Origin of the sequence: Dickeya oryzae, assembly GCF_020406815.2 — a bacterium.
Classification (GTDB): Bacteria; Pseudomonadota; Gammaproteobacteria; order Enterobacterales; family Enterobacteriaceae; genus Dickeya; species Dickeya oryzae.
This window is the reverse complement of sequence record NZ_CP162670.1, coordinates 4,238,051-4,262,368: the sequence shown is the minus strand read 5'-3', so window position 1 is coordinate 4,262,368 and position 24,318 is coordinate 4,238,051. Positions and strand designations below refer to the sequence as shown.

The following is a 24,318-nucleotide window of genomic DNA, read 5'->3' as shown; positions in this document are numbered from 1 at the left end:
TGGCATGACCGAGTATCTGGTATTTCAACTGTATGCGCCGCTGGCTTCCTGGGGGGAACCGGCGGTGGGTGAGGTGCGCCATACCTCACCCGTGCCGAGCCGTTCTGCACTGCTGGGGTTGCTGGCGGCGGCACTCGGTATCCGCCGCGAGGAAGAAGCGCGGTTGGCTCAATTTAACGCACACTACCGTTTTGCGGTGCGAGCACTTTCTCGCCGGGAAGGCTGGCTGCGTGATTACCATACCGTGCAAATGCCGCGTGAAGAGCGCAAACGGGTGCGTTATACCCGGCGTGATGAGCTGTGTTCTGACCCGGAACAAGGGCTGGAAACGCTGCTGACCGCCCGTGAATACCGCTGTGATGCGTATTACCATGTGGCGGTGAGTGCGACTGAGGGCGCACCCGTCACCCTTTCACAATTGGTGCAGGCGTTGCGCACACCCGTGTTCCCGCTCTATCTCGGCCGCAAAAGTTGCCCGCTGGCGTTGCCGCTGGCACCGCATCTGCTGTGTGGGTCTCTGGCCGAGGTGTGGCGACAGGTTGACGATACGCCATTGCTCAACGACCCGGCATTGGAGTTTATCAACCAACCCGACGGCAGTTGTTACTGGGAGCCGGGTGAGGATGTTGCTGAAAGTGATGCGATGATGGTGGTGGAGCGTAGCGACCAGCCCACCAGCCGTCGGCGCTGGCAGTTCACTACACGCATACAGTGCTACGGCGTACTGAAAGGAGGTCAGTAATGTTCTTTTCCCGAGTTACGCTGCAACCGGCGGCGCTGCCGTCGGCGATGGCGGAGAAATGGCTGGCATCGCCAGTGTATGCCAGCCACCAGTGGTTGTGGCAACTGTTCCCGCAGGAGCAGCAGCGCCGCTTTTTGTTTCGGCAGGACTCTCATGTCGATGTCAGCCGCTATTACCTGCTTTCGGCCTGTGCACCCCGGCAGGATCACAACCTGTTCGTGGTGGATACCAAGCCGTGGCAACCGCAACTGAACGCCGGGATGCAACTGGCGTTTTCCCTGCGCGCTAACCCGGTGGTGACGCGCCAGAAAAAGCGTAGCGATGTGCTGATGGATGCCAAATATCAGGCCAACGCACAAGGGGCGGACGCGGCGGAGATTTGGCCGCGCCAGCAGCAGGCGGCGACCGACTGGCTGGTGCGTCAGGGCGAGCAGTGGGGGTTTGAGGTCAATGCCTGTCGCGTTGACGGTTATCAGCGTCAGCGGTGGTATAAGCCACAGCAGAGCGAGCCGGTCAGCTTCAGTTCGGTGGATTTTGACGGCCTGCTACGCATTACTGATGCTGACCGTTTTGCGCAGGCAGTCAGCCAGGGGTTGGGGAAAAGCCGCGCGTTGGGATGCGGGTTGTTGCTGTTGCGTCGGGCATAATCAGCGGGAGGCTGCTATGTCATTCGTTCCGTTAAACCCGATCCCGCTCAAAGACCGCACCTCGATGATCTTCCTGCAATACGGGCAGATTGACGTGGTAGACGGCGCGTTTGTGCTGATCGATAAAACCGGCGTGCGTACCCACATTCCGGTTGGCTCAGTGGCCTGCATCATGCTGGAGCCGGGCACTCGTGTCTCCCATGCGGCGGCTAAGCTTGCGGCCACCGTCGGCACGCTGCTGGTGTGGGTGGGGGAGGCCGGGGTAAGGCTATACGCCGCCGGGCAACCGGGCGGTGCACGTTCTGACCGGTTGTTGTATCAGGCGCGGCTGGCGCTGGATGAAGAACTGCGCCTGAAAGTGGTGCGGCGCATGTTCGAATTGCGTTTTGGCGAACCGGCACCAAGCCGCCGCTCTGTCGAGCAACTGCGCGGCATTGAAGGTGCGCGGGTGCGCCAAACCTACAGCCTGCTGGCAAAACAGTACGGCGTGAAATGGGATGGCCGCCGCTACGACCCGAAAGACTGGGCGCGTGGCGACAAGGTTAACCAGTGTATCAGCGCCGCCACCGCCTGCCTTTACGGTATTACCGAAGCGGCGATACTGGCGGCGGGCTATGCACCGGCTATCGGTTTTATCCATAGCGGCAAGCCGTTGTCGTTTGTCTACGACATTGCCGACATCATCAAGTTTGACGGTGTGGTGCCCAAAGCGTTCGAGATTGCCGCCCGCAACCCGCTGGAGCCGGATCGTGAGGTGCGGGTGGCCTGCCGTGATATTTTCCGCAGCCAGCAAACGCTGGCCAAACTGATCCCCCTGATTGAAGACGTGCTGGCCGCTGGCGAGATTGAGCCACCGCAGGCACCGCCAGACGCACAACCGCCCGCCATTCCCGAACCGACACCCTTTGGTGACGCCGGGCACCGGGGGCATGGCGGATGAGCATGCTGGTGGTGGTAACAGAAAACGTGCCGCCACGCCTGCGTGGTCGGCTGGCGGTTTGGCTGCTGGAGGTGCGTGCTGGCGTCTATGTGGGTGATACCTCGCGTAGGGTACGGGAAATGATCTGGCAGCAGGTGGTGGAACTGGCCGAACAGGGCAATGTAGTGATGGCCTGGGCCACCAACACCGAGTCCGGTTTTGAGTTCCAGACCTTCGGCGAAAACCGGCGGATGCCGGTGGACCTCGATGGTTTGCGGTTAGTCTCTTTTCACCCCGTTGAAAATCAGTGAGTTAGTGCTCTTTAACAACCGGGAAAAATCGGTAGAATTTTCCTGCCTCTAAAACGCCTTATAAAACAGGTATATACTTTTAGAGTGTTCCCCGCGCCAGCGGGGATAAACCGTCGTTAACCTCTTTGGTTTTCTGCGCGGTATCGTGTTCCCCGCGCCAGCGGGGATAAACCGTGGGCGATGACGCTGTTTTGTAATCCTTCGCGGTGTTCCCCGCGCCAGCGGGGATAAACCTGCTGCACATCATGACTGATGACATCAGTCGGTGTGTTCCCCGCGCCAGCGGGGATAAACCGCCAAAATCGCTATCAACAATTGGGACGGCACTGTGTTCCCCGCGCCAGCGGGGATAAACCGGCGGAATTGTCCCAGTCGTCGGCGTGGACGGAGTGTTCCCCGCGCCAGCGGGGATAAACCGAGGTAAATCGGCAAAATCCGGTAGAAGAATCGGTGTTCCCCGCGCCAGCGGGGATAAACCGTAATTTTATGCGCCCCTGCCAGTCTAGTGCCAGGTGTTCCCCGCGCCAGCGGGGATAAACCGTATACAGAGAGCTTTTTCAGCGGAAATGCGCGGTGTTCCCCGCGCCAGCGGGGATAAACCGGGAAAGCCGTGTCAAGACCGGCTGAGACCATCGTGTTCCCCGCGCCAGCGGGGATAAACCGCCATTTACCCGCGCACGACCTTCTTTCACCGTGTGTTCCCCGCGCCAGCGGGGATAAACCGAGTTGCGCCGTCAGGATCAGACGTATGTTGATGTGTTCCCCGCGCCAGCGGGGATAAACCGTAGTTTCAACACAAACAACGTGTATCTGTCCTGTGTTCCCCGCGCCAGCGGGGATAAACCGGCTGAAATCGCCACTATCAATGAGCAGCACTCGTGTTCCCCGCGCCAGCGGGGATAAACCGCTGGCCGAAATTACCGAAGACAAATTCGACGCGTGTTCCCCGCGCCAGCGGGGATAAACCGCCGCCAAGAAAGCCGCTGGTGATGAAACGAAAGTGTTCCCCGCGCCAGCGGGGATAAACCGTCACGGTTCGTACAATGTGGGAATTTACCCTGGTGTTCCCCGCGCCAGCGGGGATAAACCGCTCAAGAAGATCGGCGACTATCCCCACATCCCGTGTTCCCCGCGCCAGCGGGGATAAACCGCATAGTCTTGTGATCTGACTGCTTGATCTTTCGTGTTCCCCGCTCCAGCGGGGATAAACCGCCCCTTAAACACCTCTATATGCTCTTTTTTCTGTGTTCCCCGCGCCAGCGGGGATAAACCGGTGGCTACGGGTTCCAGCCTAACGCGCTACCAGTGTTCCCTGCGCCAGCGGGGATAAACCGGAGCGAGAAAAGACCCGAGTAAGGATGGAAAAGTGTTCCCCGCGCCAGCGGGGGTAAACCGAACGGAGCCAAAGCAATGGCTACGCTCGTCGAGTATTCCCCGCGCCAGCGGGGATAAGGCAGAAATAAATCGGGCACGCGGTGTGATTACGCGTGCCCGATGTTGGACCGTCAGACAGGGTTAAAACGACTGCCAGTCGTCTGCGCTGGCTGATGTTTTGGCGGCGGGTTTTTTGAGTGCCAGTGTTTTCGCTGCCGGTGCCGATGAAGGGGAAATCATCGGTCGGTTGCCCGCCAGATTGTAAGACCCGCTTCTTGCTTCTTCGAGATGGAAAATACTGACCACCTGTTTTAACTGCTCAGCCTGCTGTTGCAGGGATTGCGTGGCGTTGTAGCCTTCTCTGACCAGCGAAGCATTTTGCAGCGTGGTTTGTTCCATTTTATTAATCGCCTGGTTGACCTGCTCGATACCCAGTGACTGCTCCTGACTGGCGACGCTGATTTCGCCGACCAGTTCACTGACTTTGCGCACGCCATCCACAATCCCCTGAATGGAGACCCCGGCTTTTTCCACCAGCCGGTTCCCGGCGTCCACCGTTTCTACCGAATGACCGATCAGTTCCTTGATTTCTCTGGCAGCGGAAGCACTGCGTTGCGCCAGGTTACGCACCTCGCTTGCCACCACCGCAAACCCACGGCCTTGTTCACCAGCACGGGCGGCTTCAACCGCGGCGTTAAGCGCCAGAATATTGGTTTGAAACGCGATGCTGTCGATAACACCGATGATATCGACAATTTTCTTGGAGGAACTGTCGATAGCGCCCATGGTTTGCACCACTTCGCTAACCAGTTGCCCGCCGGATTGCGCCTGCTTGGCGGTATCCTGAGCCAGTTGGTTTGCTTGTCTGGCGTTATCGGCATTTTGCCGAACGGTGGAGGTCAGTTGCTCTATCGATGCTGCGGTTTCCTGCAACGCACTGGACTGCTCGTCAGTACGGCTGGAGAGATCCTGATTGCCAGCAGAGAGCTGAGATGACGCCCCGGCAATGGCTTCAGCCCCTTCGCGCACTTCCCCAACAACGGTGCGTAACTGGCCAGTCATGTCTTGTAGCGCGTGTTGCAACTGTGCCAGTTCATCACGGCCTTGTGGCGAAATCTCTGCGGTGAGATCCCCTCTGGCGACAGAATTCGTCACCTGAACTGCGGTTTGCAGCGGTCGCACAATACTGCGGGTCAGCATCCAGGCGAGCAGCGAACCGACCAGGGTAATCATCAGACCGAGGACGCCGAGGAACAGGTAACTGCTCTGTGCCCGTGCCGAAATCTCCTCCCGCATGCGGTCAATATTGGCACGTTGATAATCACGCAGGGCTGTCATGCTTTTTTGGTATTGAACGGAAACCGGCAGTAATCTCTGTTCAAAGGCCTGTTTGGCCAGTTCGGCATTGCCTGCCGATTTAGCGCCAAAAATCTCATCGCGCGCTTTGAGGTAGGCCTTACGGTCGGCGTTGAGTTGATCCAATAGCCCCTGTTCTTCTTTTGACGACACCAGCTCGGTAAATTTAGCCACACGTTCGTTGTTCTCTTTGGTGGCATTGGCGTTATCTGCCGCGAACACCTGCGCCAGCGAAGGGTCGCTGCTACGTGCTGTGGCGGTGGTCCGCTGTATCCCGGCTGAGAGCGTCGCCGCCCAGTCGGCTACCAGTCGTTCTTTGCGCAGCGGCACCAGCATGATTTGTTCTGCGTTCCGGGTTATCTGGTTGAGTTGATAAATACCGCTGGCAAGCATAATCAACGAAAACGCGATAAGTATCCCAAACCCTATGGATAACCGAGTACCGATTTTGTAGTTTTTCATTTTTTCTCCCGGGTTTCTCTGCCACTGGTTGTCAGATTTTCCCTCTGTTCGACATAACGGATAGGTGCAGTCACGTATTTTCGCAACGCGAATAATGTAAAAAGTACGGTGGAGTGTTTAAATATGGCTAATTCCCGTTTATACCCGTCATACTTCAAGTTGCAGGTGTGTTGGCTGCCCTCGTTCACCCCAGTCACTTACTGATGTAAGCTCCTGGGGATTCGCTCGGTTGCCGCCGTCCTGCAACTCGAATTATTTTGGGTATAGTTTAATTAACATTCAATGTATTCAGGTGCGTTGTTATTAACAATAAATGGTTGTCATAACGTGGGTGCACGCCAACGTAACTATTTGGTTATGCCCTCTTTTCTGCTCTCACATCATGATGCTATTTAGGATACAGACAGTAGCGGAAATCAAAGTCTTATTGAGCAATATTTTAGTTACCTCACATTATTTTGAATAATTCGTTATCGGTTGCTCGCTATGGCGGGAGAAACTAGTCTGGCAGCCAGAATAATTGTAGATGATTCACGGTATATTACCGTGTGCAGGTGAGATAAGGGCATTTCAATACCCCCGCTGGCGGTAGTGAGATACCAGCAGGGAATACGGTGAGAAACTTAGAATCGATAGCCAACACCGACAGTAAAGCCGTTGATGGGGCGATCGCCGTTGATATCCGCTTTGGTTCCTTCGTAACCCAGATTGACGGACAGGTTTTCTACTGGATTGATGATAACCCCGGCACCATAAGCGAGAGCGTTCGATGAGAATGTACTCTTTTGCGTCCCCTGGCTGATTAACCCTTTACCGCTTTCGAAATTGAACCATTCAGAAGAAACATCGGTTTTAACGTGAGCAGTACCAACCAGCGCATAGACACTGATCACTGGGTTGATGCGATAAGCCGGGCCTATCAGGAACGAGTAGTATTTGCTGTCAGCATGATTACGGATCACATCGTCACTAATACGGTTTGATACATCAGCATCGCCATCAAGGTAAGAAAAGGAGCCAATCAGACTAAGCTCTGAGTCTACTTCATAGCGGTATTGCACGTTGATGCCGCCGATGTTTTTCAGACCCTGAATTTTGCTTTGTGCATATCCGACCGAAAAGGTATTCATACCCGCATGGGCGGTCAGCCCACAGAACAATCCACTTGCCAATAACGCCGATAACACTATTTTTTTCATTATCCTATCCATTTGAAGGTTTTATTTTTTACGTTTCATTCCTCAAAGCACTTCTATGCCAGAGGCGATTTGCTGGATTATTTAGCGCAGAGACAACCGCAAGAAAAACCCAATGATGTTCGCAACCGAAAGACGCGTCACCGAATAGTAATCAGTACAGTGGGTTTGGGGCCTCGTTATCACGCGAGTGTGTTATCGGCGAGGCGAAGAAATTATTCACAATAAGAGGTGCTAATGGAGGCGAAAACAGCATAATTGTCGGTTTCAGGCGCGGGTACATGCCCCTTAACTGGTCAAACCACCCAAAAATTCCCTTTCTGTGAAGATGTTATCCGTTTTTTCTATTATCCGCGGGCAAAATACCGGCGCGACAGGTCTTTATTTTGCCCGGGAAGTGGCATTATGTGCAGTTCACAATGACAGGGACTGATGCTATCCGGTCAGGCGAGGATTAACGACGTTCCACCCGGAGAGAGGCTGTGGAAGCAGAGAATACCTTGGGAGTCATTTCCCGCTATCTGAAGAAGTTGCATGTGTTGACGCTGTGTGTCAGCGACGATGACGATTTATGGTGCGCCAACTGCTTTTATGTATTTGATGATGAAAAGATTGCTTTTTATCTGATGACGGAGCCGGATACGCGGCATGGCGAGATTATGCGACGCTGTCCGCGCGTGGCTGGCACGGTCAACGGCCAGCCCAAGAGTGTGCTGCTGATCAGAGGCGTGCAGTTTCTGGGAGAAATCAGCCGCTTGAGCGGTGAGGAAGAAGCACAGGCGCGTAATCGCTATAACGTTCGGTTTCCCATTGCGCGCAGTAGCGGCGCACCGGTCTGGAAACTGTCGCTCAACGAAATGAAAATGACCGACAACGCCTTGGGATTCGGAAAGAAACACCTCTGGCGTCGTGATGCCGTAGCGGAGGCGTGTTAACTATTCATCATTGAGGACGCATCATTGAGGACGCATCATTGAGGACGCATCAATGAGGGCGCGTCGATAAAGGCGCGTCGATGTGGGTTCGTTGATTTGGGGACGTCGGTGCAGTGACCTCGGTTGCCGGTGGCGCGAAGGCGCCACACGGTTTGCCTGCGCCGGTGCCTGCTATCAGCCCAGACGTCAGTGATTAGCGCAGATGCCAGTTATCAGCGTAGATGGTGAATCACCTGATTGCGGCTGCCGCGCCATACCAGCGTTAAATCCCGCTGTTCCTGGATAAAACGCCCGTCCACCAGTACGTTAATCAAATCAACGACCTGGTGCTGTTCTGGCGTCAGCTCATCCAGCTGGTAGCCTGTCCACATCCAGATATCCTTGCCGGGACACTCATTATGTACCCGTTGTACCAGCCGTAGTACGTCAGGCACATTCTGCGGGTGCAGCGGATCGCCGCCTGACAGCGACAGCCCTTGTAGTGGCAGGTCGGTATTTTGCAGATCGGCGATGATGCGATCTTCCATTTCCTGTGTGAATGGGTGCCCGGAATTCAGACGCCAGGTACTCTGGTTATAACAACCGGGGCACTGGTGCTCGCAGCCTGCCACAAACAGGGTGCAGCGTGTTCCCGGACCGTTGACCACATCCACCGGGTAGTATTGATGGTAGTTCATAGCGATGACCGTCCAAAAGGCCGCCCGCCGGGCGGCATCAGCCTCAGGCTGCAGTCGTGAATAAGGCCGTGCGCTCAATCAGGCGCACGGCGCGGACTCATCAGCCCAGTTGCCCACTGGCAAGGTGTTTTACCCGGCGTTTGACCTCTTCCTGCTTACCGGCGTTAAACGGACGTGCATCCGGGCTACCCAGATAACCGCACACCCGACGTGTGACCGACACGCGTGCCGCGTCATGGTTACCGCACTGCGGGCAGGTAAAGCCTTTACTGGTGCAGGTGAATTCACCGGTATAGCCGCACTCGTAACACTCGTCTATTGGCGTATTGGTGCCGTAATAAGGAACCCGGGTGTAGCTGTAGTCCCATACGTCTTCCAGCGCCTTGAGGTTGTGCTGCAAGTTAGGATACTCGCCGTAACAGATAAAACCGCCATTCGCCAGCGGCGGGTAAGGGGCCTCAAAATCGATCTTCTGGTACGGATTGACCTTTTTCTCCACGTCGAGATGGAAGCTGTTGGTGTAGTAACCTTTGTCAGTCACGCCAGCTACGACGCCGAACTCAGCAGTATCCAGACGGCAGAACCGGTCGCACAGGTTTTCGCTTGGCGTGCTGTACAGGCTGAAACCGTAACCGGTCTCCTCTTTCCAGCTTTCGGTGGCAGCCTTCAAGCGGGCGACAATCTCCACCGCTTTCTGGCGCAGGGTGTCATCATCAAACACATGAACCTGATTGCTGAACAAGGCGTTGATGGTTTCATGCACCCCGATATAACCCAGCGAAATAGACGCACGGCCGTTCTTGAAAATCTCGGCGATATTATCATCCGCCTTCAGGCGTACTCCGCATGCCCCTTCCATATAAAGTATAGGCGCTACACGCGCTTTTACATTTTCCAGCCGGGCAATTCGCGTCATCAGCGCTTTTTTGGCTAACAGTAAGCGCTGGTCCAGCAATTGCCAGAAACGCGCTTCGTCACCGTGGGCTTCCAGCGCGATGCGCGGCAGGTTGAGGCTGATCACGCCCAGATTATTACGCCCGTCGTGGACCTGTTCACCGTTTTCTTCGTATACGCCAAGGAAGCTGCGGCAACCCATCGGCGTTTTGAACGAACCAGTGACTTCCACCACCTGATCGTAATTGAGGATATCCGGGTACATGCGCTTGCTGGCACACTCCAGCGCCAGTTGCTTGATGTCGTAGTTCGCGTCACCCGGTTTGTGGTTGAGGCCGTCGCGGATGGCGAACACCAGTTTCGGGAATACCGCCGTTTTGTGGTTTTTACCCAGTCCGGCGATGCGATTACGCAGGATGGACTGTTGAATCAACCGCGATTGCCAACTGGTACCCAACCCGAAACCGAAGGTGACGAACGGCGTCTGGCCATTGGCGGTATGCAGCGTATTCACTTCATATTCCAGTGACTGGAAGGCGTCGTAGCACTCTTTTTCCGTACGGCTACGGGCATAACCTTCGGCATCGGGAATCTGCCATTCGCGGGCCACGGCGCAGTGTTTTTCATGGCTGGCGGTAACAAACGGCGCCAGAATTTCATCAATACGGTTGATGGTAGTGCCACCGTAAATATGGCTGGCGACCTGCGCGATGATCTGCGCGGTAACCGCCGTGGCGGTGGAGATGGACTTCGGCGGCTCAATTTCCGCGTTACCCATTTTGAACCCTTGCGTCAGCATGCCGTTGAGGTCTATCAGCATGCAGTTGAACATCGGGAAGAACGGCGAATAGTCGAGGTCGTGGTAGTGAATCTCGCCGCGTTCGTGTGCCAGTACCACGTCGCGCGGCAGGATGTGCTGTTTGGCGTAATGCTTGGCGACGATCCCCGCCAGCAGATCGCGCTGGGTGGGAATAACCTTGCTGTCTTTATTGGCGTTCTCGTTGAGCAGCGCCATATTACTCTGCTCTACCAGCCCACGAATTTCCTGATTTAACCGGCCCTGACGCTCGCGAGCGACATCACGATCGTGGCGGTATTCGATATAGGTGCGCGCCAGTTGTTTGTATTGGCCGGCCATCAGCAGGTTTTCTACCGCGTTTTGGATCTCACGGATATCAACGCGCGCTTTTCCTTGCATTTGCTGAGCGACGGCAGCGGCGACGGTGGCACAGTAGTCCGCATCATCCACACCTGCGGCACTAGCCGCTTTGATGACCGCGTCATTGATTCGGTTTTCGTCAAAAGGTACCTGACATCCGTCCCGCTTAATCACTACTGGTTTCATGTTATTCCTCGGTGTGTTTCCTTTGTTGAGGTTATCCACAGGCAAAAACCACGTCTGACCACGGACGTGGAGGCTGTGGATGGTTTTGTGGATAAACACAATATGTAGGTTTCTGTAAAAGGATAGACACTATATATTGAATTCGCCTGCAAGGGGGGGCAGTTTTATTGCGCTAAAATTGACCTGGCTCAAGGAAATTTGAGCATCGTAGAGAAATCAGTCTTGGTTAAATAACGATCAAAACTCGGCGGGTGGGACACAGCCCCGTCATCACTGCGTTGATGGCAGTCTGTGCTTTTAGCTATCAAGGCATCTAGACATCCATATAGGCTTTTTGTATGGTGGCGGGAACTCTCTTTTATACGATGACCTGATTAAGGAAAGACAATGGCAGACAACGTTCTGATTTTGGACGGGGGAATGGGGCGTGAACTGGCACGCATTGGCGCTCCCTTTCGTCAGCCGGAGTGGTCGGCGCTGGCGCTGATGGAGTCGCCACAGCATGTGCGTCAGGTGCATGACAGCTTTATTGCTGCCGGTGCACAGGTGATTACCACCAACAGTTATGCCGTGGTGCCTTTCCATATCGGTGAAGCGGTATTTAGCGAACGGGGCCAGGCTCTGGCCGAATTGGCCGGCCAACTGGCGCGTCAGGCGGCGGATGCCGCCTCGCATCCGGTGCGGGTTGCCGGTTCACTGCCGCCGGTGTTGGGATCATATCGTCCTGATCTTTTTAACGCCGAGGCGGCGACGCCGATCCTGAAAACGTTGATCGATGCCCTCAATCCTTATGTGGATGTCTGGCTGGCGGAAACCCAAAGCTCGCTGGCGGAAGTGGCGCTGGTGCGTGAACTGCTGGCGAATGACCCGCGCGAGCTGTGGCTGTCATTTACGTTGCAGGATGAACTGGATGCTGACGGTCATGCCCGCCTGCGCTCCGGTGAAACCGTGGCTGCAGCCGCACAGGAGGCCGCTCGTCTGGGGGCTGCGAACCTGTTGTTCAACTGTAGCCGCCCGGAAGTGATGGCCCCCGCCGTGGCACAGGCCAGCGCGACGTTAAGTGCGCTGTCAGCACAGATTGGTGTGGGCGTGTACGCCAACGCGTTCGAGCCGGATGATAACCAGCGCGGTGCGAACGAAGGGTTGAGCCGACTGCGCACCGATACGCACCCGGAAGGCTACCTGCAATGGGCGCAAGAATGGGTGTCGCAGGGGGCATCGCTGGTCGGGGGCTGTTGTGGTATCGGCCCGGAGCATATTGCCCGTCTGGCACAGGCATTCCACCGTCAGGCGTAAACGCCGACGGTTATTTTTATAACGATAATAACTATCCGTAACGGATAAGCACTCACGAAGGGAACACAACATGAATCGTCGTCATTTTATTAAAAGTGCCTGCGCCTTATCCGTCGCAGCGGCCGCTACCGGCTGGCCGTTGAGCGCCGCCTGGGGTGCCGATGCCGCAGAACAACCGAAAAAAGGCGGTCATTTGATAGTCGGGGTGGATAACGCCTCCAGTACCGACCGTCTCGATCCGGCATTCTGGTTTGAAACCTACATGTACTTCGTGGGGTCCCAGCTGTTTAATAACCTGCTGGAGCTGGATGAAAAAGGCGAGCTGGTGCCGTCACTGGCCGAATCCTGGGAGAGCAAGGACGGCGGGTGCACGTGGGTGCTGGCTATCCGCAAAGGCGTTCAGTTCCATGATGGCCGCACGCTCAGCGCTAAAGACGTTATTTATTCGCTCAATCACCACCGTGGTGAGAAATCCAGTTCATCGGTGAAAGGCTATCTCGACCCGGTCGTGGCGATGGACGCCACCGGTAGCCACGAAGTCACCATTCGCCTGAGTGAACCGAACGTAGAGTTCATCGCACTGCTGAGCGATGTGCACTTTGCCATTACCCCGGAAAACGAGAATTTCGACAAAGGTATCGGTACCGGTGCCTTTATTCTGGAGAGCTTCCAGCCTGGCGTGCGCACGTTAGTGAAACGCAATCCGAATCACTGGAACAGCGCACGCGGCCATGTCGACTCGGTTGAAACGCTGGCGATGAACGACTCTACTGCCCGTGTGGCAGCGCTGGTGAGTGGCTCCGCACACATTATCAACCGTGTGAACCCGCGTATTGTCGGGCGCATTCAGAACATGCCGACCTTGCAACTGCTGCGCTCGCGTGACAGCCAGATTTTCACCTTCCCAGGTTTGAGCAATGTCGCACCGTTTAATAACGAAGACGGCCGACTGGCGCTGAAATACGCGATCGATCGCCAGCAGATTATCGATACTGTGCTGGGTGGCTATGCCAGCGTAGCGAACGATAACCCGATTTTCCCGTCCAACCGCTATTTCGCCAAAGACATTCCCCAGCGCCCTTACGACCCGGAGAAAGCCAAATGGCACTGGCAGAAAGCCGGGTTCAGTGGCCCGCTGACACTCTCTGTTGCCGATGCCGGTTTCCCCGGTGCGGTGGATGCCGGTCAGTTGTATCAGGCGTCTGCGCAGAAAGCGGGCATCACACTGAATGTCGAGCGTGTGCCGGACGACGCGTTCTGGGACAATGTGTGGATGAAAAAACCGTTTGTGTCCTCTAACTGGTCGGTGCGTCCTACCGCTGATGCGCTGCTGTCGCTGGTGTTCACCAGTCAGGCACCATGGAACGAATCTGGCTGGAAGAGCGATGCCTTTGACCAGTTGGTGCGTGCGGCACGTGGTGAAGTCAACGAAGACAAGCGCCGTCAGATTTACCACGATATTCAGGTGATGTTGGTGGATAATAGCAGCGAAATCATTCCGCTGTACGCTGACGCGCTCGACGCCTGCAGTACCAAAGTGAAAGGATTGAATGCCATTCCAGGCTTCCCGCTCAGTGGCAACCGTGCAGCGGAAAAAGTGTGGCTGGCCTGAGAGAGATAAAGGGCGGGTAAGATGCGGGTAAAAGGCAGGTAATGTGACGATGTTTTGCCGATGGACGGTGCTTGAACAATGGGCTGATCGCTACCCGCTGCTGATGTTGATTCTGCGGCGTTTGCTGGCGGGGGTGGCGATGGTTGCCGTGGTATCGGTACTGATTTTTGCCGGTATTCAACTGCTGCCGGGCAATGCCGCTACCGCTATTCTGGGGCAGACGGCAACGCCGGAAGCAGTACGCGCGCTGAATGCCCAGTTAGGGCTGGATCAACCCGCGGTATCGCGTTATCTCAGCTGGCTAGGGGGCATGATCGGCGGCGATTTCGGCCAGAGCTTTACCAGCCGTCAGGCGATTGCGCCAGTGCTGGCATGGCGGTTGGAAAATACGCTGTTTCTGGCCGGGTGCACCGCCGTGGTGGCGGTGCCGCTGGCGCTGCTGATAGGCTTTTTGTCGGTGCGTTATCAGGGCAGTTGGCTTGACCGGCTGCTCAATCTGCTTGCCCGCGTCGCGGTAGCGTTGCCGGAGTTTTTCTCCGGCTACCTGCTGATTTTGATTTTTTCCATCAGCCTGTTTTGGCTGCCGAGCAATAGCAACGTGAGCGATCATATGCCGCTTGGGGCTCATCTGACAGCCATCGCGCTACCCTGCCTGACGCTGGTGCTGGCAGTGCTGGGCCACATGAGCAATATGACCCGTGCGGCGTTGATAGGCGCGCAAAACGCCGCCTATGTCGACACGGCATTGCTGAAAGGGATGTCGCCTTCGGTTATCCTGCTGCGCCACGTGCTGCCCAACGCCTGGGGGCCAATCATCAATGTGATTGTCCTTAACCTGGCGTACCTGATGGTAGGCGTGGTGATTGTCGAAAGCGTGTTTGTTTACCCTGGGCTGGGTCAGTACATGGTCGATAGCATCAGTAAACGCGATATGCCGGTGATTCAGGGCTGCGCGCTGGTGCTGGCGACGATTTACATCCTGCTGAATTTGCTGGCAGATGTGGTCTCGCTGATGGCGAACCCGCGTCTGCGTCATGCCCGGCGGTAATGCCGTCAACCGAATGGATATCTGTACATGCCTGCTGTAAAACCTTCCGTGGTGCTCGGTCTGCTGGGGCTGGGTCTGTTTATTGGGGTGGCGCTGTTCGCCCCCTGGATTGCGCCTTATCCGGCCGATAAGGTGGTGGCGGGTGCCTGGTTGGGGCCCATGCCGCAGGCGTGGCTGGGTACCGACAATATCGGGCGCGACCTGTTTTCCCGCCTGATTTGGGGAACGCGTACCTCGCTGGCGGTGACTGCACTGGCGGCAGCGTTGGCATTTGCGCTGGGAGCCGGGTTGGGTTTCCTGGCCGGGGTGTGCGGCGGTTGGGTGGACCAACTGATTTCCCGCGTTAATGACGTGCTGATGGCGATCCCGACGCTGATTCTGGCTTTGGTAGTATTGGCGATGCTGCCGAAAAGCACCTTCATCATCATTCTGGTTCTGGGCGTGTTGGAAGCCACTCGCGTGCTGCGGGTCGCGCGTTCGCTGGCGGTGGATATCGCCACGCAGGAATTCATTGAGGTCGCGCGATTGCGCGGTGAGTCGATGGGGTGGATCCTGTGGCGTGAGATTTTGCCGAATGCGCGCAACACGCTGGTGGCGGAATTCGCGCTGCGTTTCATCTTTATTTTGCTGTTCCTGTCGGCGTTGTCGTTTCTGGGGTTAGGGATTCAGCCGCCCACCGCCGACTGGGGTGGACTGGCTCGTGACAACAAAGACGGCATCCTGTTTGGGGTGTGGGCGGCGCTGGTGCCGGGGGCGGCCATCGCCCTGCTGGCGGTGTCGCTCAATGTGGTGGCGGACTGGCTGCTAAGCCGTGACGGTCGTAACTGGCGTGGAGGCCGTCATGAGTGAGTTGCTGCGGGTCGAACAGTTGTGCGTGACGGCAGGTGGCCGGGCGCTGGTAGAGGACATCAACTTTACCCTGCATAAAGGGGAAGTGTTGGGGCTGATTGGCGAGTCCGGCGCAGGGAAATCCACCATCGGTCAGGCGATTCTTGGGCACTGTCGCCACGGCATGCGTATTGAAAGCGGGCATATCTGGTTTCAGAACGGTGATAAGCGCAGTGACCTGGCCTCGCTCTCAGAGCGCCAGTTGCGCGCTGTTCGTGGCGCTCGCATTGCTTATGTGGCGCAATCCGCCAGTGCCTCGTTTAACCCGGCGCAGCGTATCGGCGAGCAGGTGATTGAAACGGCGGTGCGTCACGGTGTGTTGTCACGCCAGCAGGCGGTGGCACGGGCGATAGAACTGTTTACCCAACTGTCGTTGCCGGAACCGCAAACCTTCTTCCAACGTTATCCGCATCAGGTATCCGGCGGTCAGTTGCAGCGGGCGATGATCGCGATGGCGATGTGCGCTGGCCCCGACCTGATCATTTTTGATGAACCGACCACCGCACTGGACGTGACCACCCAGCTCGGGGTACTCAACGCCATCGATGAGATTATCCGGCTGACGGGCGTTGCCGCATTGTATATCAGCCACGATCTGGCGGTGGTGGCGCAAATCAGCCACCGTATTATGGTGTTACGGCATGGTCGTCAGGTAGAAACCGGCGACACCGCGTCATTGCTGGCTAGCCCTGTTGAAGCCTACACCCGTGACCTGTTACAGGCACGTGGCGAACCCAAAGTACCGCAAGCGGTGACAGACGACATCCTGCTGGATATCCGTCATCTTGGTGCACGTTATCAGCAACAACCGGTATTGCAGGACGTGTCGTTGCAACTGGCGCGTGGACGCACGCTGGCGGTGATCGGCGAATCTGGGTCTGGCAAATCGACGCTGGGGCGAACCCTGTGTGGGTTGCTGGCACCGGCGGGCGGCGAGATTCGGCTCAACGGTGATGCGCTGCCACCGAAACTGGTGCAGCGTAATCGTGCACAATTGCAATCGATCCAGATGATTCATCAGCATCCGGACACCGCGCTCAACCCGCGTTTACCCGTCGGTGTACAGATTGAGCGCTCAATGGTGTGCCTGACCCAACTGGACGCTGCTGCACGACGCCTGCGCGTCAGCGATTTGTTGCATCAGGTTGGGTTGCCCGCGGAGATGGCGCAGCGTTACCCCACCGCGCTGTCAGGTGGTCAAAAGCAACGCGTCTGTATTGCCCGCGCACTGGCGGCACAGCCGTCGCTTATCATCTGCGACGAGCCAACCTCGGCGCTGGACCCGCTGGTCGCCCGTGACGTGCTCGCGCTGCTGCGTCAGATCCAGCAGGAAACCGGCGTGGCTTATCTGTTTATCACCCACGATTTACACGTGGTGCGCGAAGTGGCCGATAGCGTGGCGGTGTTGCGTCACGGCCATATTGTCCGACAAGGGCCGGTGACGGAAGCGCTCTCGCCGCCGCTGGATGACTACACACAACAACTGCTGCTGGCGGTGCCGGAAATGCGCTGCGGCTGGTTGCGGGATGTGATGGCGAACCAAAGCGCGTTATTGCCGTAATCAAATATGTGGTAGGTATAAGCGTATCATCCGTTCATACCGGGCAAGTGCCCGGTATGACACCAGCGATTATGACACCAGCGATATTGAGGATCGCGGTTTCGGCGGTACTTTACGCTTGTGGCGGAAACGGCGGCAACTGCCGAAAGGTATTCAGTAATCCTTCCGACCAGGCTTTGCGAATGGTAGCGAAGTAAGGGTCGTTTTCGGTGATGCGGTGCTGTTCGCTGATATCGAAACTGCCAGCACGGTATATCATCACATCCAGCGGCAAGCCGACTGACAGGTTGCTGCGCAATGTAGAGTCAATCGAAATCAGTGCACAGCACATGGCCTGTTCCAGAGGCGTATCCATCGTCAGTACCCGGTCGATAATCGGTTTACCGTATTTGCTCTCGCCTATCTGGAAGTACGGGGTATCGCCGGTCGCTTCGATAAAGTTACCTTCCGGATAGATATGAAACAGCCGTGGGGCTTCGTCGCCAATCTGGCCGCCAAGCAGCAGGTTGCAGCCGAAATTGGTGCTGCTACCGTTCTGCTGGGCCAGACTGTCGCGGTGGATAACCTCACGCACGGTTTCACCCACCAGGGTGGCGGCGTCGTACAAGGTACTGGTTTGCATCAGGTTGGGCGTATGCTGGGCATGGATACGCGCCTTGAGCAGGCTGATAATGCTTTGGGTGGTGGCAAGATTACCCGCCGACTGGATAACCAATACGCGCTCACCTTCCTGATGGAATACGTGGAGCTTTCTGAAGGTTGCGATGTGATCAACCCCCGCATTGGTGCGGGAGTCGGAAGCAAAAACCAGCCCGTCAGACAGACGCATGGCCACACAATAGGTCATACAGTACCTTTTTACCGATTTTACCGACTAGACGAAAACAGGAGTCGTCGCTCCTGTCATTGTTGCTGTTGCGCCTGTTGCTGGCGTTCGAACAGGCTCACTGCCGCTTCTGAAAACATCTCTTCACACCCGCCACCCAGACGGCTGCCGCGCACCGGGCAGGCATCCAGATAATCCATCCCCACCGCAAGGCGCAAATGCTGATTGAGCTTGCGGGTATTGTTGGTGATGTCAAAACTGTGCCAGCGCTCGTTGAGCCACACCTCAGCCCAGGCATGCATGGCGACATGCGTGGTATCGCGGCTATACACATAACCGCTGACATAACGTGCCGGAATATGCAGGCTGCGGCAGCAGGCCAGAAACACATGGGTGTGATCCTGACAGACGCCCTTGCCTTTGGCAAAGGCCACGCAGGCGGTATCCTGCACCTGCGTTGCGCCGGGAGTATACGGCATTTTCAGTTGCAATTCTGCCATCAGGGTTTCCAGGCTGCCAATCGGGTCCGCCTCCTGATAATAGCGACGGGCAAAGTGGCGGATGGCGTCGTCCGCTTCGGTCAGCGTGGTGCCGCGCAGAAAAATCAACGGCGACAATCCGTCTTCCTCTTCTGGCACTTCTTCCACGCCCTCAGCAATTTCCACCACCCCCTGTGCGTGGATCAGAATATCGTGGTGCGGGCTATCCAGTGTGAGCACATGCATCAGATTGCCATAGGCATCGGTGGTGGCGACAGCGGAGGTGGGCAGCGTCAGCTTCCATTCCCGAATGCGCTGGCGGGCAGAACTTTGCGGCGTCAGTCGCAGGTACTGGGTGCTGAACTTCACTTCTTCATCGTAACGGTAGTGGGTCAGGTGATTGATGGTCAGTTTCATAGCGCCTCCAGATAGGTGTGACGGATGCTGTCAGCCAGTTCGTTGATTTTGGTGAGGAAACGGTTGAGGTAGTGTTGCAGGTCGTCGGCGAGGATATCGTCGAGCGAGCCGAAGCGCAGTTCCACGTGAAGCAAATGCGCCAGACGTTGCGGAATACGCGCCCGTTCGCTGCCGATCATCTCCAGTTGCTGTACCAGATCGCCCACGCAGGCATGCAGCGATCGGGGGACGTCATTGCGCAGTACCAGCAGTTCGGTAACCGTTTCCCGGCTGATGGGCTGACGATAGAGGCTGTGGTAGGCTTCGCGGGCGCTCACCGCACGTAGCAGGGTATCGAGCCGGTAGTATTCGCGCACCGGGTCGAGGTCGTTATTGAGCTGCTGATCCTTGACGGTCAGCAACTGAGCGGTAGCGAACGACCGTTCGATCAAGGTGCCGATGCGAATAAAACATTGGGCGTCGTTACGCAGCAGGGTGCCAAACATGGCACCGCGAAACAGGTGAGCGCGCTCTTTCACCCAGTCAAAAAAGGCGTCGATACCAATTTTATCTACCCCGGACTGGCGCAGGTTACGAATATCAATACGGGTGGTATTGATGCACTCCCACACCTCGGACGACAGGCTGCCGCGCACCGCGTGCGCATTGTTCCACGCCATTTCGATACAACTGTAAATGCTGCTGGGGTTGTGGCTGTCCAGCGCGAAGAAATTCAGCAGATTATTCATGGTGAAGCGGGCGTAGCGCTCCTGAAACAGTTCATGGGTGAACGTCAGGTTGAGCGGCAGCGCCAGATCGTGCTGCTGCTGGCTGTGGCGTGGCATCATCGACAGTTTGTAGGTGACGTCCAGCACGCGGGCGACACTCTCCGCCCGTTCCAGATAACGGGCCATCCAATAAAGTTCGCTGGCGGTACGACTTAGCATGATTCATCCTCCTCCATCACCCAGGTGTCTTTGGTGCCGCCGCCTTGCGAGGAGTTCACCACCAGTGATCCTTCAGTCAGCGCGACGCGGGTCAGCCCGCCGGGAACCAGTCGAATTTCCTCGCCGTAGAGGACAAATGGGCGCAGGTCGATGTGGCGGGGCGCCAATCCCTCCTCGACGAAAGTGGGGCAGGTGGAGAGCGCCAGCGTGTCCTGGGCAATATAGTTACCGGGGTTAGCCAGCAGACGCTGACGAAAATCTTCGATTTGCTGGCTGGTGGATTTGGGGCCGACCAGCATGCCGTAGCCCCCGGCACCGTGTACTTCTTTCACCACCATGCTGGCGAGATTTGCCAGTACATAAGCGAGGTCATCGGGTTTGCGGCACTGCCAGGTCGGGATATTGCCGAGAATTGGCTCCTCAGACAGGTAAAAGCGGATCATCTCCGGCACGTAAGGGTAGATGGATTTGTCGTCCGCCACACCGGTGCCGATAGCGTTTGCCAGCACCACACCGCCAGCGCGGTATACCGACAGTAGCCCCGGCACTCCCAGCATGGAATCAGCGCGGAACGCCAGCGGGTCAAGGAAGGCATCATCAATACGGCGGTAGATCACATCCACCCGGCACGGCCCTTCGGTGGTGCGCATATACACCGCGCCCTCTTTGACGAACAAGTCCGCGCTTTCGACCAGTTCCACCCCCATTTGTTGAGCGAGGAAGCTGTGCTCGAAATAGGCGCTGTTGAAGCGGCCCGGCGTCATCACCACCACGGTCGGGTCGTCAATGTGGGTGCTTTCGCGCAGGGTTTGCAACAGGTAGCTGGGGTAACGCTCTACCGGTGCGATGTGTTGGCTGGCGAACAAATCTGGATAAAGCCGCATCATCATTTTGCGGTTTTCCAGCATATAGGAGACCCCGGATGGCGTGCGCAGGTTGTCTTCCAGCACGTAATAGTGGCCGTCGCTATTGCGCACCATATCGATACCGGTGATGTGTGCATAAATATTGTTATGCAGATCAACACCCTGCATACAAGGCTGGTACTGTTCGTTCGCCAGCACCTGTTCGCGGGGCACGATACCGGCGTTGAGGATGTGCTGCTGATGATAGATGTCGTAGAGGAAGGCGTTGAGCGCTTTGACGCGCTGGCGAATGCCGAGGTCCAGCATTTTCCATTCGTGGGCCGGGATAATACGCGGCACACTGTCAAACGGGATCAGACGTTCGGTGCCGCCTTCTTCGCCGTAGACATTAAAGGTAATTCCCACCCGGTGAAACAGTAACTCAGCCTGCTCTTTCTTCTGGCGGATGGCATGTTGGTCAGTCTGTTGCAACCATTGCCAATAGGCGTCGTAGTGCTGGCGCTGCTGGCCTTCTGCGTTGAGCATCTCATCGTAGTAAGGCGCGGCCGGAAGCGTCATTTTTATCATTGTCATCCCCTGCATTCCGCTTGATAGAAGATACAAGAGAAAATGCAGAAAGCATGCCAGCGTGGTAAATGAGGTACTTATCGCAGGTGGGTGAGAAAAACTGCACTTCGCTGGTGCAAATGATGGCAAGCGGTGCGCTATGGCGGGGTTATGCAGCGAATAACGATAGGAAATGGTGCGATAGTGGAGGAGGGCGCACAGAGTTGAGTCAACACTATCAGTCAATAGCGAAAATATGCGCGACAAAATGTTGCGTATTGCGATTTAATGTCCTATTCTGCTACTGAGCTATAGCGTGTAGATACGATTAAGACGATTAGATAAAGGTGTAAACAAAATGGCTATCAGCATTCGATTGGATGAAGACTTCGTCACTGAAGTCAAGGTGTATGCAGAAGCATCCAGCCGTAGTGTGCCCAAGCAGATAGAGCACTGGGCCAGAATCGGCAGGATTGCTGAAGATAATCCTGATCTGACATATGAATTTATTATGGATACTTTGCTCGCCCAAAGCGAAGTAGAGAATGGTAAGGTTTCCCGTTATGTCCGAAGAACAAAACCAGGCAGAGATTGAGGTTTATCAGACCAACCGGTTTGAAAAAGCATTGGACAAATTGCCACAGCAATTCAGATCTGTTGTTGAAGATGAGATTGATGCGATTGTTGAAAATCCTGAGCTGGGTGAGCTAAAGAAAGGTGACTTGAGTTATTTAAGGGTTCATAAGTTCAAGCTGAACAACCAGTTAACATTGCTGGGGTATAGCTGGAATCAGAGCCAGCTCATCATCCATCTGTTGAGCTTAGGTTCTCATGAAAACTTTTATCAGCAACAGAAAAAAAAGTCAGATTTAAAACTCATCAGATAAACGAAACCCCGGTATCAGCCGGGGTTCGCCTATTCAGGCATGATGACATTCGTAATCAATCACCATCCCTGCCTGTGATACAGGGTGAGCTTAACCGCGAACGGCGATAGCTTCGATTTCGATTTTCACGTCTTTCGGCAGACGAGCCACTTCCACGCAGGAACGAGCCGGGAACGGCGCGTTGTGCTCGGTGAAGAAGGCTTCATAGGCAGCGTTCACCGTGGCGAAGTCGTTCAGATCTTTCACGAACACCGTGGTTTTAACGATATTGCTCACTTTCAGACCTGCCGCTTCCACGATGGCTTTCACGTTTTCCAGTGACTGACGCGCCTGCGCGGTAACGTCGTCTGCCACCAGACCGGTTTTCGGATCCACCGGGATCTGACCGGACGTGATGATCATGCTGCCCAGGTCAACACCCTGAACGTAAGGGCCGATAGCGGCCGGTGCCTGTTCCGTACTGATAATGCGTGACATGTTTTCTCCTGATTATGTCTGAAACGATGCGACTCCCGCATTATTCCAAAAAGCCCGCCGTCAGGCCAATGCTGCATACCACAGTCGGCGTTTTCCTGACGGCGTGTTGGCATCAATGACTGTTTAACACTGCCTGACGTTCGAATTCTTTCTCGCAGTATTTGCACTTCAGGTGCACGTCAGCGCCGACTTGCTTGATGCTGAAGGACGAATTGACCGGCTCGATGCGGCTGATACAGTTGCTGTTAGGGCAGGTCAGTACACCTTCAATGTGCGACGGCAATTGCGGGTGCAGTTTGCGTACCACTTCGTAATTGTCGATTTGATTGACAGTGGCTTGCGGTGCATACATCGCCAGTTGGTTAGCCTGCTCTTCAGTCAGAAAGATATTTTCAATCTTGATCAGGTCCTTGCGGCCCAGATGGTTGGAAGGCAAGTTCAGGCCGATGGTGATGCGCTGGTCGGTGGCGGTCAGTTTGAACAGCGTCAGTAATTTGAAGCCAACCTGTGCCGGAATATGGTCGATCACCGTACCGCGTTTGATGGCTTCTACCTGTAATTTGTTGTCGTGAGTCATGCTGTGTGCTCCTCTCTCACAGAACCAGTTCGCTGTTCAGAACCAACGCCAGCAGAGCCTGGCGCGCGTAAATACCGTTACCTGCCTGCTGGAAGTAGTAGGCGTAAGGGGTGCTGTCCACGTCGGTGGTGATTTCATCGATACGCGGCAGCGGGTGCAGGACTTTCAGGTTATCGCGAGCGTTGCCCAGGTCGGCGGCACGCAGGATAAACTGCGATTTGATATTGATGTATTCCGACGGGTCCAGACGCTCTTTCTGAACGCGGGTCATGTACAAAATATCCAACTGCGGTACCACTTCCTCAATGCTGGTGTGCAGGCTGTAGGGAATATTTTTCTCTTTCAGCATGTTGAGGATGTAGTCCGGCATCGCCAGCGCATCTGGTGAGATGAAGTAGAAGCGATTGCCGTCGAATTTGGCCAGCGCCTGCGTCAATGAATGGACGGTACGGCCGTATTTCAGGTCGCCGACCATCGCGATATTGATGTTGCTTAAGCGGCCCTGCGTTTCCTGAATGGTGAACAGGTCCAGCAATGTCTGCGAGGGATGCTGGTTGGCACCGTCGCCCGCGTTGAACACCGGTACGCCGCCGGAGAACTCGGTCGCCAGCCGTGCCGCCCCTTCCTGCGGGTGGCGCATCACAATGGCGTCCACATAGTTGCTGATAACGGAAATGGTGTCGGCCAGCGTTTCGCCTTTTTTACCGAGCGAGGTGTTGCTGCTGTCGGCAAAACCCACCACCGAAGCGCCCAGGCGGTGGATAGCGGTTTCAAACGACAGACGGGTGCGGGTAGAAGCCTCAAAGAAACAGCTGGCGACCACTTTGTGCTTGAGCAGTTCCGGCTGGGGATGGGCTTTCAGGCTGGCCGCCACCTTGAGCGTCAGTTCCAGATCGTCCCGGCTGAGATCGTTGATTGAGATGATGTGTCTTTTATATAGCGGATTGACCATGTGTCTATGCTCCCCTCGGTTAGGCCCGGTAAACAAACGGATGGCTGGCGGCGACAGGCAAAAAAAAGCCCCTCAACGAGGGGCTTTTTTTATAAATCTGTC

23 protein-coding genes and 1 CRISPR repeat array are annotated in these 24,318 nt (G+C 55.9%); of the genes, 12 read left to right on the top strand and 11 right to left on the bottom strand.

The window, feature by feature from the left end; translation table 11 throughout:
* Window positions 1–4 precede the first annotated feature (4 nt).
* The 4 genes from cas5e to cas2e are packed head-to-tail and all read left to right on the top strand — an operon-like array spanning window position 5 to window position 2,619.
* Window positions 5–742, top strand: a complete 738-nt coding sequence (gene cas5e / locus LF929_RS18750; protein ID WP_226093082.1) for a type I-E CRISPR-associated protein Cas5/CasD — start codon at window positions 5–7, stop codon at window positions 740–742.
* Window positions 742–1,389 (top strand): type I-E CRISPR-associated protein Cas6/Cse3/CasE, encoded by a 648-nt coding sequence (cas6e, locus tag LF929_RS18745; protein WP_226093083.1) that lies wholly within the window; start codon window positions 742–744, stop codon window positions 1,387–1,389. The genes cas5e and cas6e overlap by 1 nt, the downstream gene beginning before the upstream one ends.
* Before the next feature lie 16 nt (window positions 1,390–1,405).
* A complete protein-coding gene (gene cas1e / locus LF929_RS18740; protein WP_038906832.1) occupies window positions 1,406–2,329 on the top strand; it encodes a type I-E CRISPR-associated endonuclease Cas1e in 924 nt (307 codons plus the stop codon).
* Window positions 2,326–2,619: a type I-E CRISPR-associated endoribonuclease Cas2e gene (cas2e, locus tag LF929_RS18735; RefSeq protein ID WP_012883104.1), complete on the top strand. Its 294-nt coding sequence runs from the start codon at window positions 2,326–2,328 to the stop codon at window positions 2,617–2,619. Before cas1e ends, cas2e begins: the two co-directional genes overlap by 4 nt.
* Window positions 2,620–2,703: 84 nt before the next feature.
* A CRISPR array of direct repeats spans window positions 2,704–4,075; the repeat unit is 29 nt; unit sequence GTGTTCCCCGCGCCAGCGGGGATAAACCG.
* 59 nt (window positions 4,076–4,134) lie between these two features.
* Here cas2e and LF929_RS18730 read toward each other — a convergent pair.
* Both LF929_RS18730 and LF929_RS18725 read right to left on the bottom strand, forming a co-directional pair.
* Window positions 4,135–5,811 (bottom strand): methyl-accepting chemotaxis protein, encoded by a 1,677-nt coding sequence (locus tag LF929_RS18730; RefSeq protein ID WP_226093084.1) that lies wholly within the window; start codon window positions 5,809–5,811, stop codon window positions 4,135–4,137.
* A gap of 623 nt (window positions 5,812–6,434) precedes the next feature.
* Window positions 6,435–7,010, bottom strand: coding sequence for an Ail/Lom family outer membrane beta-barrel protein (locus LF929_RS18725; RefSeq protein ID WP_226093085.1), 576 nt, complete (start codon window positions 7,008–7,010; stop codon window positions 6,435–6,437).
* A 479-nt stretch (window positions 7,011–7,489) separates the two neighbouring features.
* Here LF929_RS18725 and LF929_RS18720 point away from each other — a divergent pair, with 479 nt between their 5' ends.
* Window positions 7,490–7,942 carry a YhbP family protein gene (locus tag LF929_RS18720; protein WP_019843618.1) on the top strand — a complete coding sequence of 151 codons (453 nt, stop codon included), beginning with the start codon at window positions 7,490–7,492 and terminating at the stop codon, window positions 7,940–7,942.
* A gap of 212 nt (window positions 7,943–8,154) precedes the next feature.
* On the opposite strand, the gene nrdG is transcribed toward LF929_RS18720, so the two are convergent.
* Window positions 8,155–8,619 carry an anaerobic ribonucleoside-triphosphate reductase-activating protein gene (gene nrdG / locus LF929_RS18715; RefSeq protein WP_038906180.1) on the bottom strand — a complete coding sequence of 155 codons (465 nt, stop codon included), beginning with the start codon at window positions 8,617–8,619 and terminating at the stop codon, window positions 8,155–8,157.
* A gap of 100 nt (window positions 8,620–8,719) precedes the next feature.
* Window positions 8,720–10,858, bottom strand: a complete 2,139-nt coding sequence (gene nrdD, locus LF929_RS18710) for an anaerobic ribonucleoside-triphosphate reductase (RefSeq protein ID WP_038906837.1) — start codon at window positions 10,856–10,858, stop codon at window positions 8,720–8,722.
* A 387-nt stretch (window positions 10,859–11,245) separates the two neighbouring features.
* Here nrdD and LF929_RS18705 point away from each other — a divergent pair, with 387 nt between their 5' ends.
* From LF929_RS18705 to LF929_RS18685, 5 genes are all read left to right on the top strand, one after another.
* The gene (locus tag LF929_RS18705; protein WP_226093086.1) at window positions 11,246–12,154 is read left to right on the top strand and encodes a homocysteine S-methyltransferase family protein; all 909 of its coding nucleotides are present in this window, start codon (window positions 11,246–11,248) and stop codon (window positions 12,152–12,154) included.
* Window positions 12,155–12,224: 70 nt separating this feature from the next.
* A complete protein-coding gene (locus LF929_RS18700) occupies window positions 12,225–13,766 on the top strand; it encodes an ABC transporter substrate-binding protein (protein ID WP_226093087.1) in 1,542 nt (513 codons plus the stop codon).
* 49 nt (window positions 13,767–13,815) lie between these two features.
* Window positions 13,816–14,814: an ABC transporter permease gene (locus tag LF929_RS18695; RefSeq protein ID WP_226093088.1), complete on the top strand. Its 999-nt coding sequence runs from the start codon at window positions 13,816–13,818 to the stop codon at window positions 14,812–14,814.
* A gap of 27 nt (window positions 14,815–14,841) precedes the next feature.
* Entirely contained in the window at window positions 14,842–15,663 is an 822-nt protein-coding gene (locus LF929_RS18690; RefSeq protein ID WP_012883113.1) for an ABC transporter permease, read from the top strand.
* The gene (locus LF929_RS18685) at window positions 15,656–17,263 is read left to right on the top strand and encodes an ABC transporter ATP-binding protein (protein ID WP_226093089.1); all 1,608 of its coding nucleotides are present in this window, start codon (window positions 15,656–15,658) and stop codon (window positions 17,261–17,263) included. The genes LF929_RS18690 and LF929_RS18685 overlap by 8 nt, the downstream gene beginning before the upstream one ends.
* Before the next feature lie 112 nt (window positions 17,264–17,375).
* Here LF929_RS18685 and LF929_RS18680 read toward each other — a convergent pair whose 3' ends face one another.
* From LF929_RS18680 to LF929_RS18665, 4 genes are read right to left on the bottom strand one after another with little or no spacing between them, the layout of a single operon-like run.
* Complete coding sequence (locus tag LF929_RS18680; protein ID WP_038906845.1) at window positions 17,376–18,110, bottom strand: proteasome-type protease; 735 nt, start codon at window positions 18,108–18,110, stop codon at window positions 17,376–17,378.
* Between the two features lie 56 nt (window positions 18,111–18,166).
* Window positions 18,167–18,985 (bottom strand): transglutaminase family protein, encoded by an 819-nt coding sequence (locus LF929_RS18675; RefSeq protein ID WP_226093090.1) that lies wholly within the window; start codon window positions 18,983–18,985, stop codon window positions 18,167–18,169.
* Complete coding sequence (locus LF929_RS18670) at window positions 18,982–19,911, bottom strand: alpha-E domain-containing protein (protein ID WP_016943027.1); 930 nt, start codon at window positions 19,909–19,911, stop codon at window positions 18,982–18,984. The genes LF929_RS18675 and LF929_RS18670 overlap by 4 nt, the downstream gene beginning before the upstream one ends.
* Complete coding sequence (locus LF929_RS18665; protein WP_226093129.1) at window positions 19,905–21,344, bottom strand: circularly permuted type 2 ATP-grasp protein; 1,440 nt, start codon at window positions 21,342–21,344, stop codon at window positions 19,905–19,907. Before LF929_RS18665 ends, LF929_RS18670 begins: the two co-directional genes overlap by 7 nt.
* A gap of 337 nt (window positions 21,345–21,681) precedes the next feature.
* Between LF929_RS18665 and LF929_RS18660 the strand changes: the two genes are divergently transcribed.
* Window positions 21,682–21,918 carry a ParD-like family protein gene (locus LF929_RS18660; protein WP_012883119.1) on the top strand — a complete coding sequence of 79 codons (237 nt, stop codon included), beginning with the start codon at window positions 21,682–21,684 and terminating at the stop codon, window positions 21,916–21,918.
* Complete coding sequence (locus tag LF929_RS18655; RefSeq protein ID WP_210174439.1) at window positions 21,887–22,210, top strand: type II toxin-antitoxin system RelE/ParE family toxin; 324 nt, start codon at window positions 21,887–21,889, stop codon at window positions 22,208–22,210. Before LF929_RS18660 ends, LF929_RS18655 begins: the two co-directional genes overlap by 32 nt.
* Before the next feature lie 90 nt (window positions 22,211–22,300).
* Here LF929_RS18655 and ridA read toward each other — a convergent pair whose 3' ends face one another.
* From ridA to pyrB, 3 genes are all read right to left on the bottom strand, one after another.
* Complete coding sequence (gene ridA / locus LF929_RS18650; protein WP_012883121.1) at window positions 22,301–22,687, bottom strand: 2-iminobutanoate/2-iminopropanoate deaminase; 387 nt, start codon at window positions 22,685–22,687, stop codon at window positions 22,301–22,303.
* Between the two features lie 112 nt (window positions 22,688–22,799).
* Window positions 22,800–23,264 (bottom strand): aspartate carbamoyltransferase regulatory subunit, encoded by a 465-nt coding sequence (gene pyrI, locus LF929_RS18645; RefSeq protein WP_012883122.1) that lies wholly within the window; start codon window positions 23,262–23,264, stop codon window positions 22,800–22,802.
* Window positions 23,265–23,280: 16 nt separating this feature from the next.
* The gene (gene pyrB / locus LF929_RS18640) at window positions 23,281–24,216 is read right to left on the bottom strand and encodes an aspartate carbamoyltransferase (RefSeq protein ID WP_016943024.1); all 936 of its coding nucleotides are present in this window, start codon (window positions 24,214–24,216) and stop codon (window positions 23,281–23,283) included.
* Between the last annotated feature and the right edge of the window lie 102 nt (window positions 24,217–24,318).

Excerpts from the sequence above, each read along its gene's own strand:
- cas5e (WP_226093082.1), top strand. The coding sequence starts at position 5 with ATGACCGAGTATCTGGTATTTCAACTGTATGCGCCGCTGGCTTCCTGG.
- cas6e (WP_226093083.1), top strand. The coding sequence starts at position 742 with ATGTTCTTTTCCCGAGTTACGCTGCAACCGGCGGCGCTGCCGTCGGCG.
- cas1e (WP_038906832.1), top strand. The coding sequence starts at position 1,406 with ATGTCATTCGTTCCGTTAAACCCGATCCCGCTCAAAGACCGCACCTCG.
- cas2e (WP_012883104.1), top strand. The coding sequence starts at position 2,326 with ATGAGCATGCTGGTGGTGGTAACAGAAAACGTGCCGCCACGCCTGCGT.
- LF929_RS18730 (WP_226093084.1), bottom strand. The coding sequence starts at position 5,811 with ATGAAAAACTACAAAATCGGTACTCGGTTATCCATAGGGTTTGGGATA.
- LF929_RS18725 (WP_226093085.1), bottom strand. The coding sequence starts at position 7,010 with ATGAAAAAAATAGTGTTATCGGCGTTATTGGCAAGTGGATTGTTCTGT.
- nrdG (WP_038906180.1), bottom strand. The coding sequence starts at position 8,619 with ATGAACTACCATCAATACTACCCGGTGGATGTGGTCAACGGTCCGGGA.
- nrdD (WP_038906837.1), bottom strand. The coding sequence starts at position 10,858 with ATGAAACCAGTAGTGATTAAGCGGGACGGATGTCAGGTACCTTTTGAC.
- LF929_RS18705 (WP_226093086.1), top strand. The coding sequence starts at position 11,246 with ATGGCAGACAACGTTCTGATTTTGGACGGGGGAATGGGGCGTGAACTG.
- LF929_RS18700 (WP_226093087.1), top strand. The coding sequence starts at position 12,225 with ATGAATCGTCGTCATTTTATTAAAAGTGCCTGCGCCTTATCCGTCGCA.
- LF929_RS18695 (WP_226093088.1), top strand. The coding sequence starts at position 13,816 with ATGTTTTGCCGATGGACGGTGCTTGAACAATGGGCTGATCGCTACCCG.
- LF929_RS18690 (WP_012883113.1), top strand. The coding sequence starts at position 14,842 with ATGCCTGCTGTAAAACCTTCCGTGGTGCTCGGTCTGCTGGGGCTGGGT.
- LF929_RS18685 (WP_226093089.1), top strand. The coding sequence starts at position 15,656 with ATGAGTGAGTTGCTGCGGGTCGAACAGTTGTGCGTGACGGCAGGTGGC.
- LF929_RS18680 (WP_038906845.1), bottom strand. The coding sequence starts at position 18,110 with ATGACCTATTGTGTGGCCATGCGTCTGTCTGACGGGCTGGTTTTTGCT.
- LF929_RS18675 (WP_226093090.1), bottom strand. The coding sequence starts at position 18,985 with ATGAAACTGACCATCAATCACCTGACCCACTACCGTTACGATGAAGAA.
- LF929_RS18670 (WP_016943027.1), bottom strand. The coding sequence starts at position 19,911 with ATGCTAAGTCGTACCGCCAGCGAACTTTATTGGATGGCCCGTTATCTG.
- LF929_RS18665 (WP_226093129.1), bottom strand. The coding sequence starts at position 21,344 with ATGATAAAAATGACGCTTCCGGCCGCGCCTTACTACGATGAGATGCTC.
- LF929_RS18660 (WP_012883119.1), top strand. The coding sequence starts at position 21,682 with ATGGCTATCAGCATTCGATTGGATGAAGACTTCGTCACTGAAGTCAAG.
- LF929_RS18655 (WP_210174439.1), top strand. The coding sequence starts at position 21,887 with ATGTCCGAAGAACAAAACCAGGCAGAGATTGAGGTTTATCAGACCAAC.
- ridA (WP_012883121.1), bottom strand. The coding sequence starts at position 22,687 with ATGTCACGCATTATCAGTACGGAACAGGCACCGGCCGCTATCGGCCCT.
- pyrI (WP_012883122.1), bottom strand. The coding sequence starts at position 23,264 with ATGACTCACGACAACAAATTACAGGTAGAAGCCATCAAACGCGGTACG.
- pyrB (WP_016943024.1), bottom strand. The coding sequence starts at position 24,216 with ATGGTCAATCCGCTATATAAAAGACACATCATCTCAATCAACGATCTC.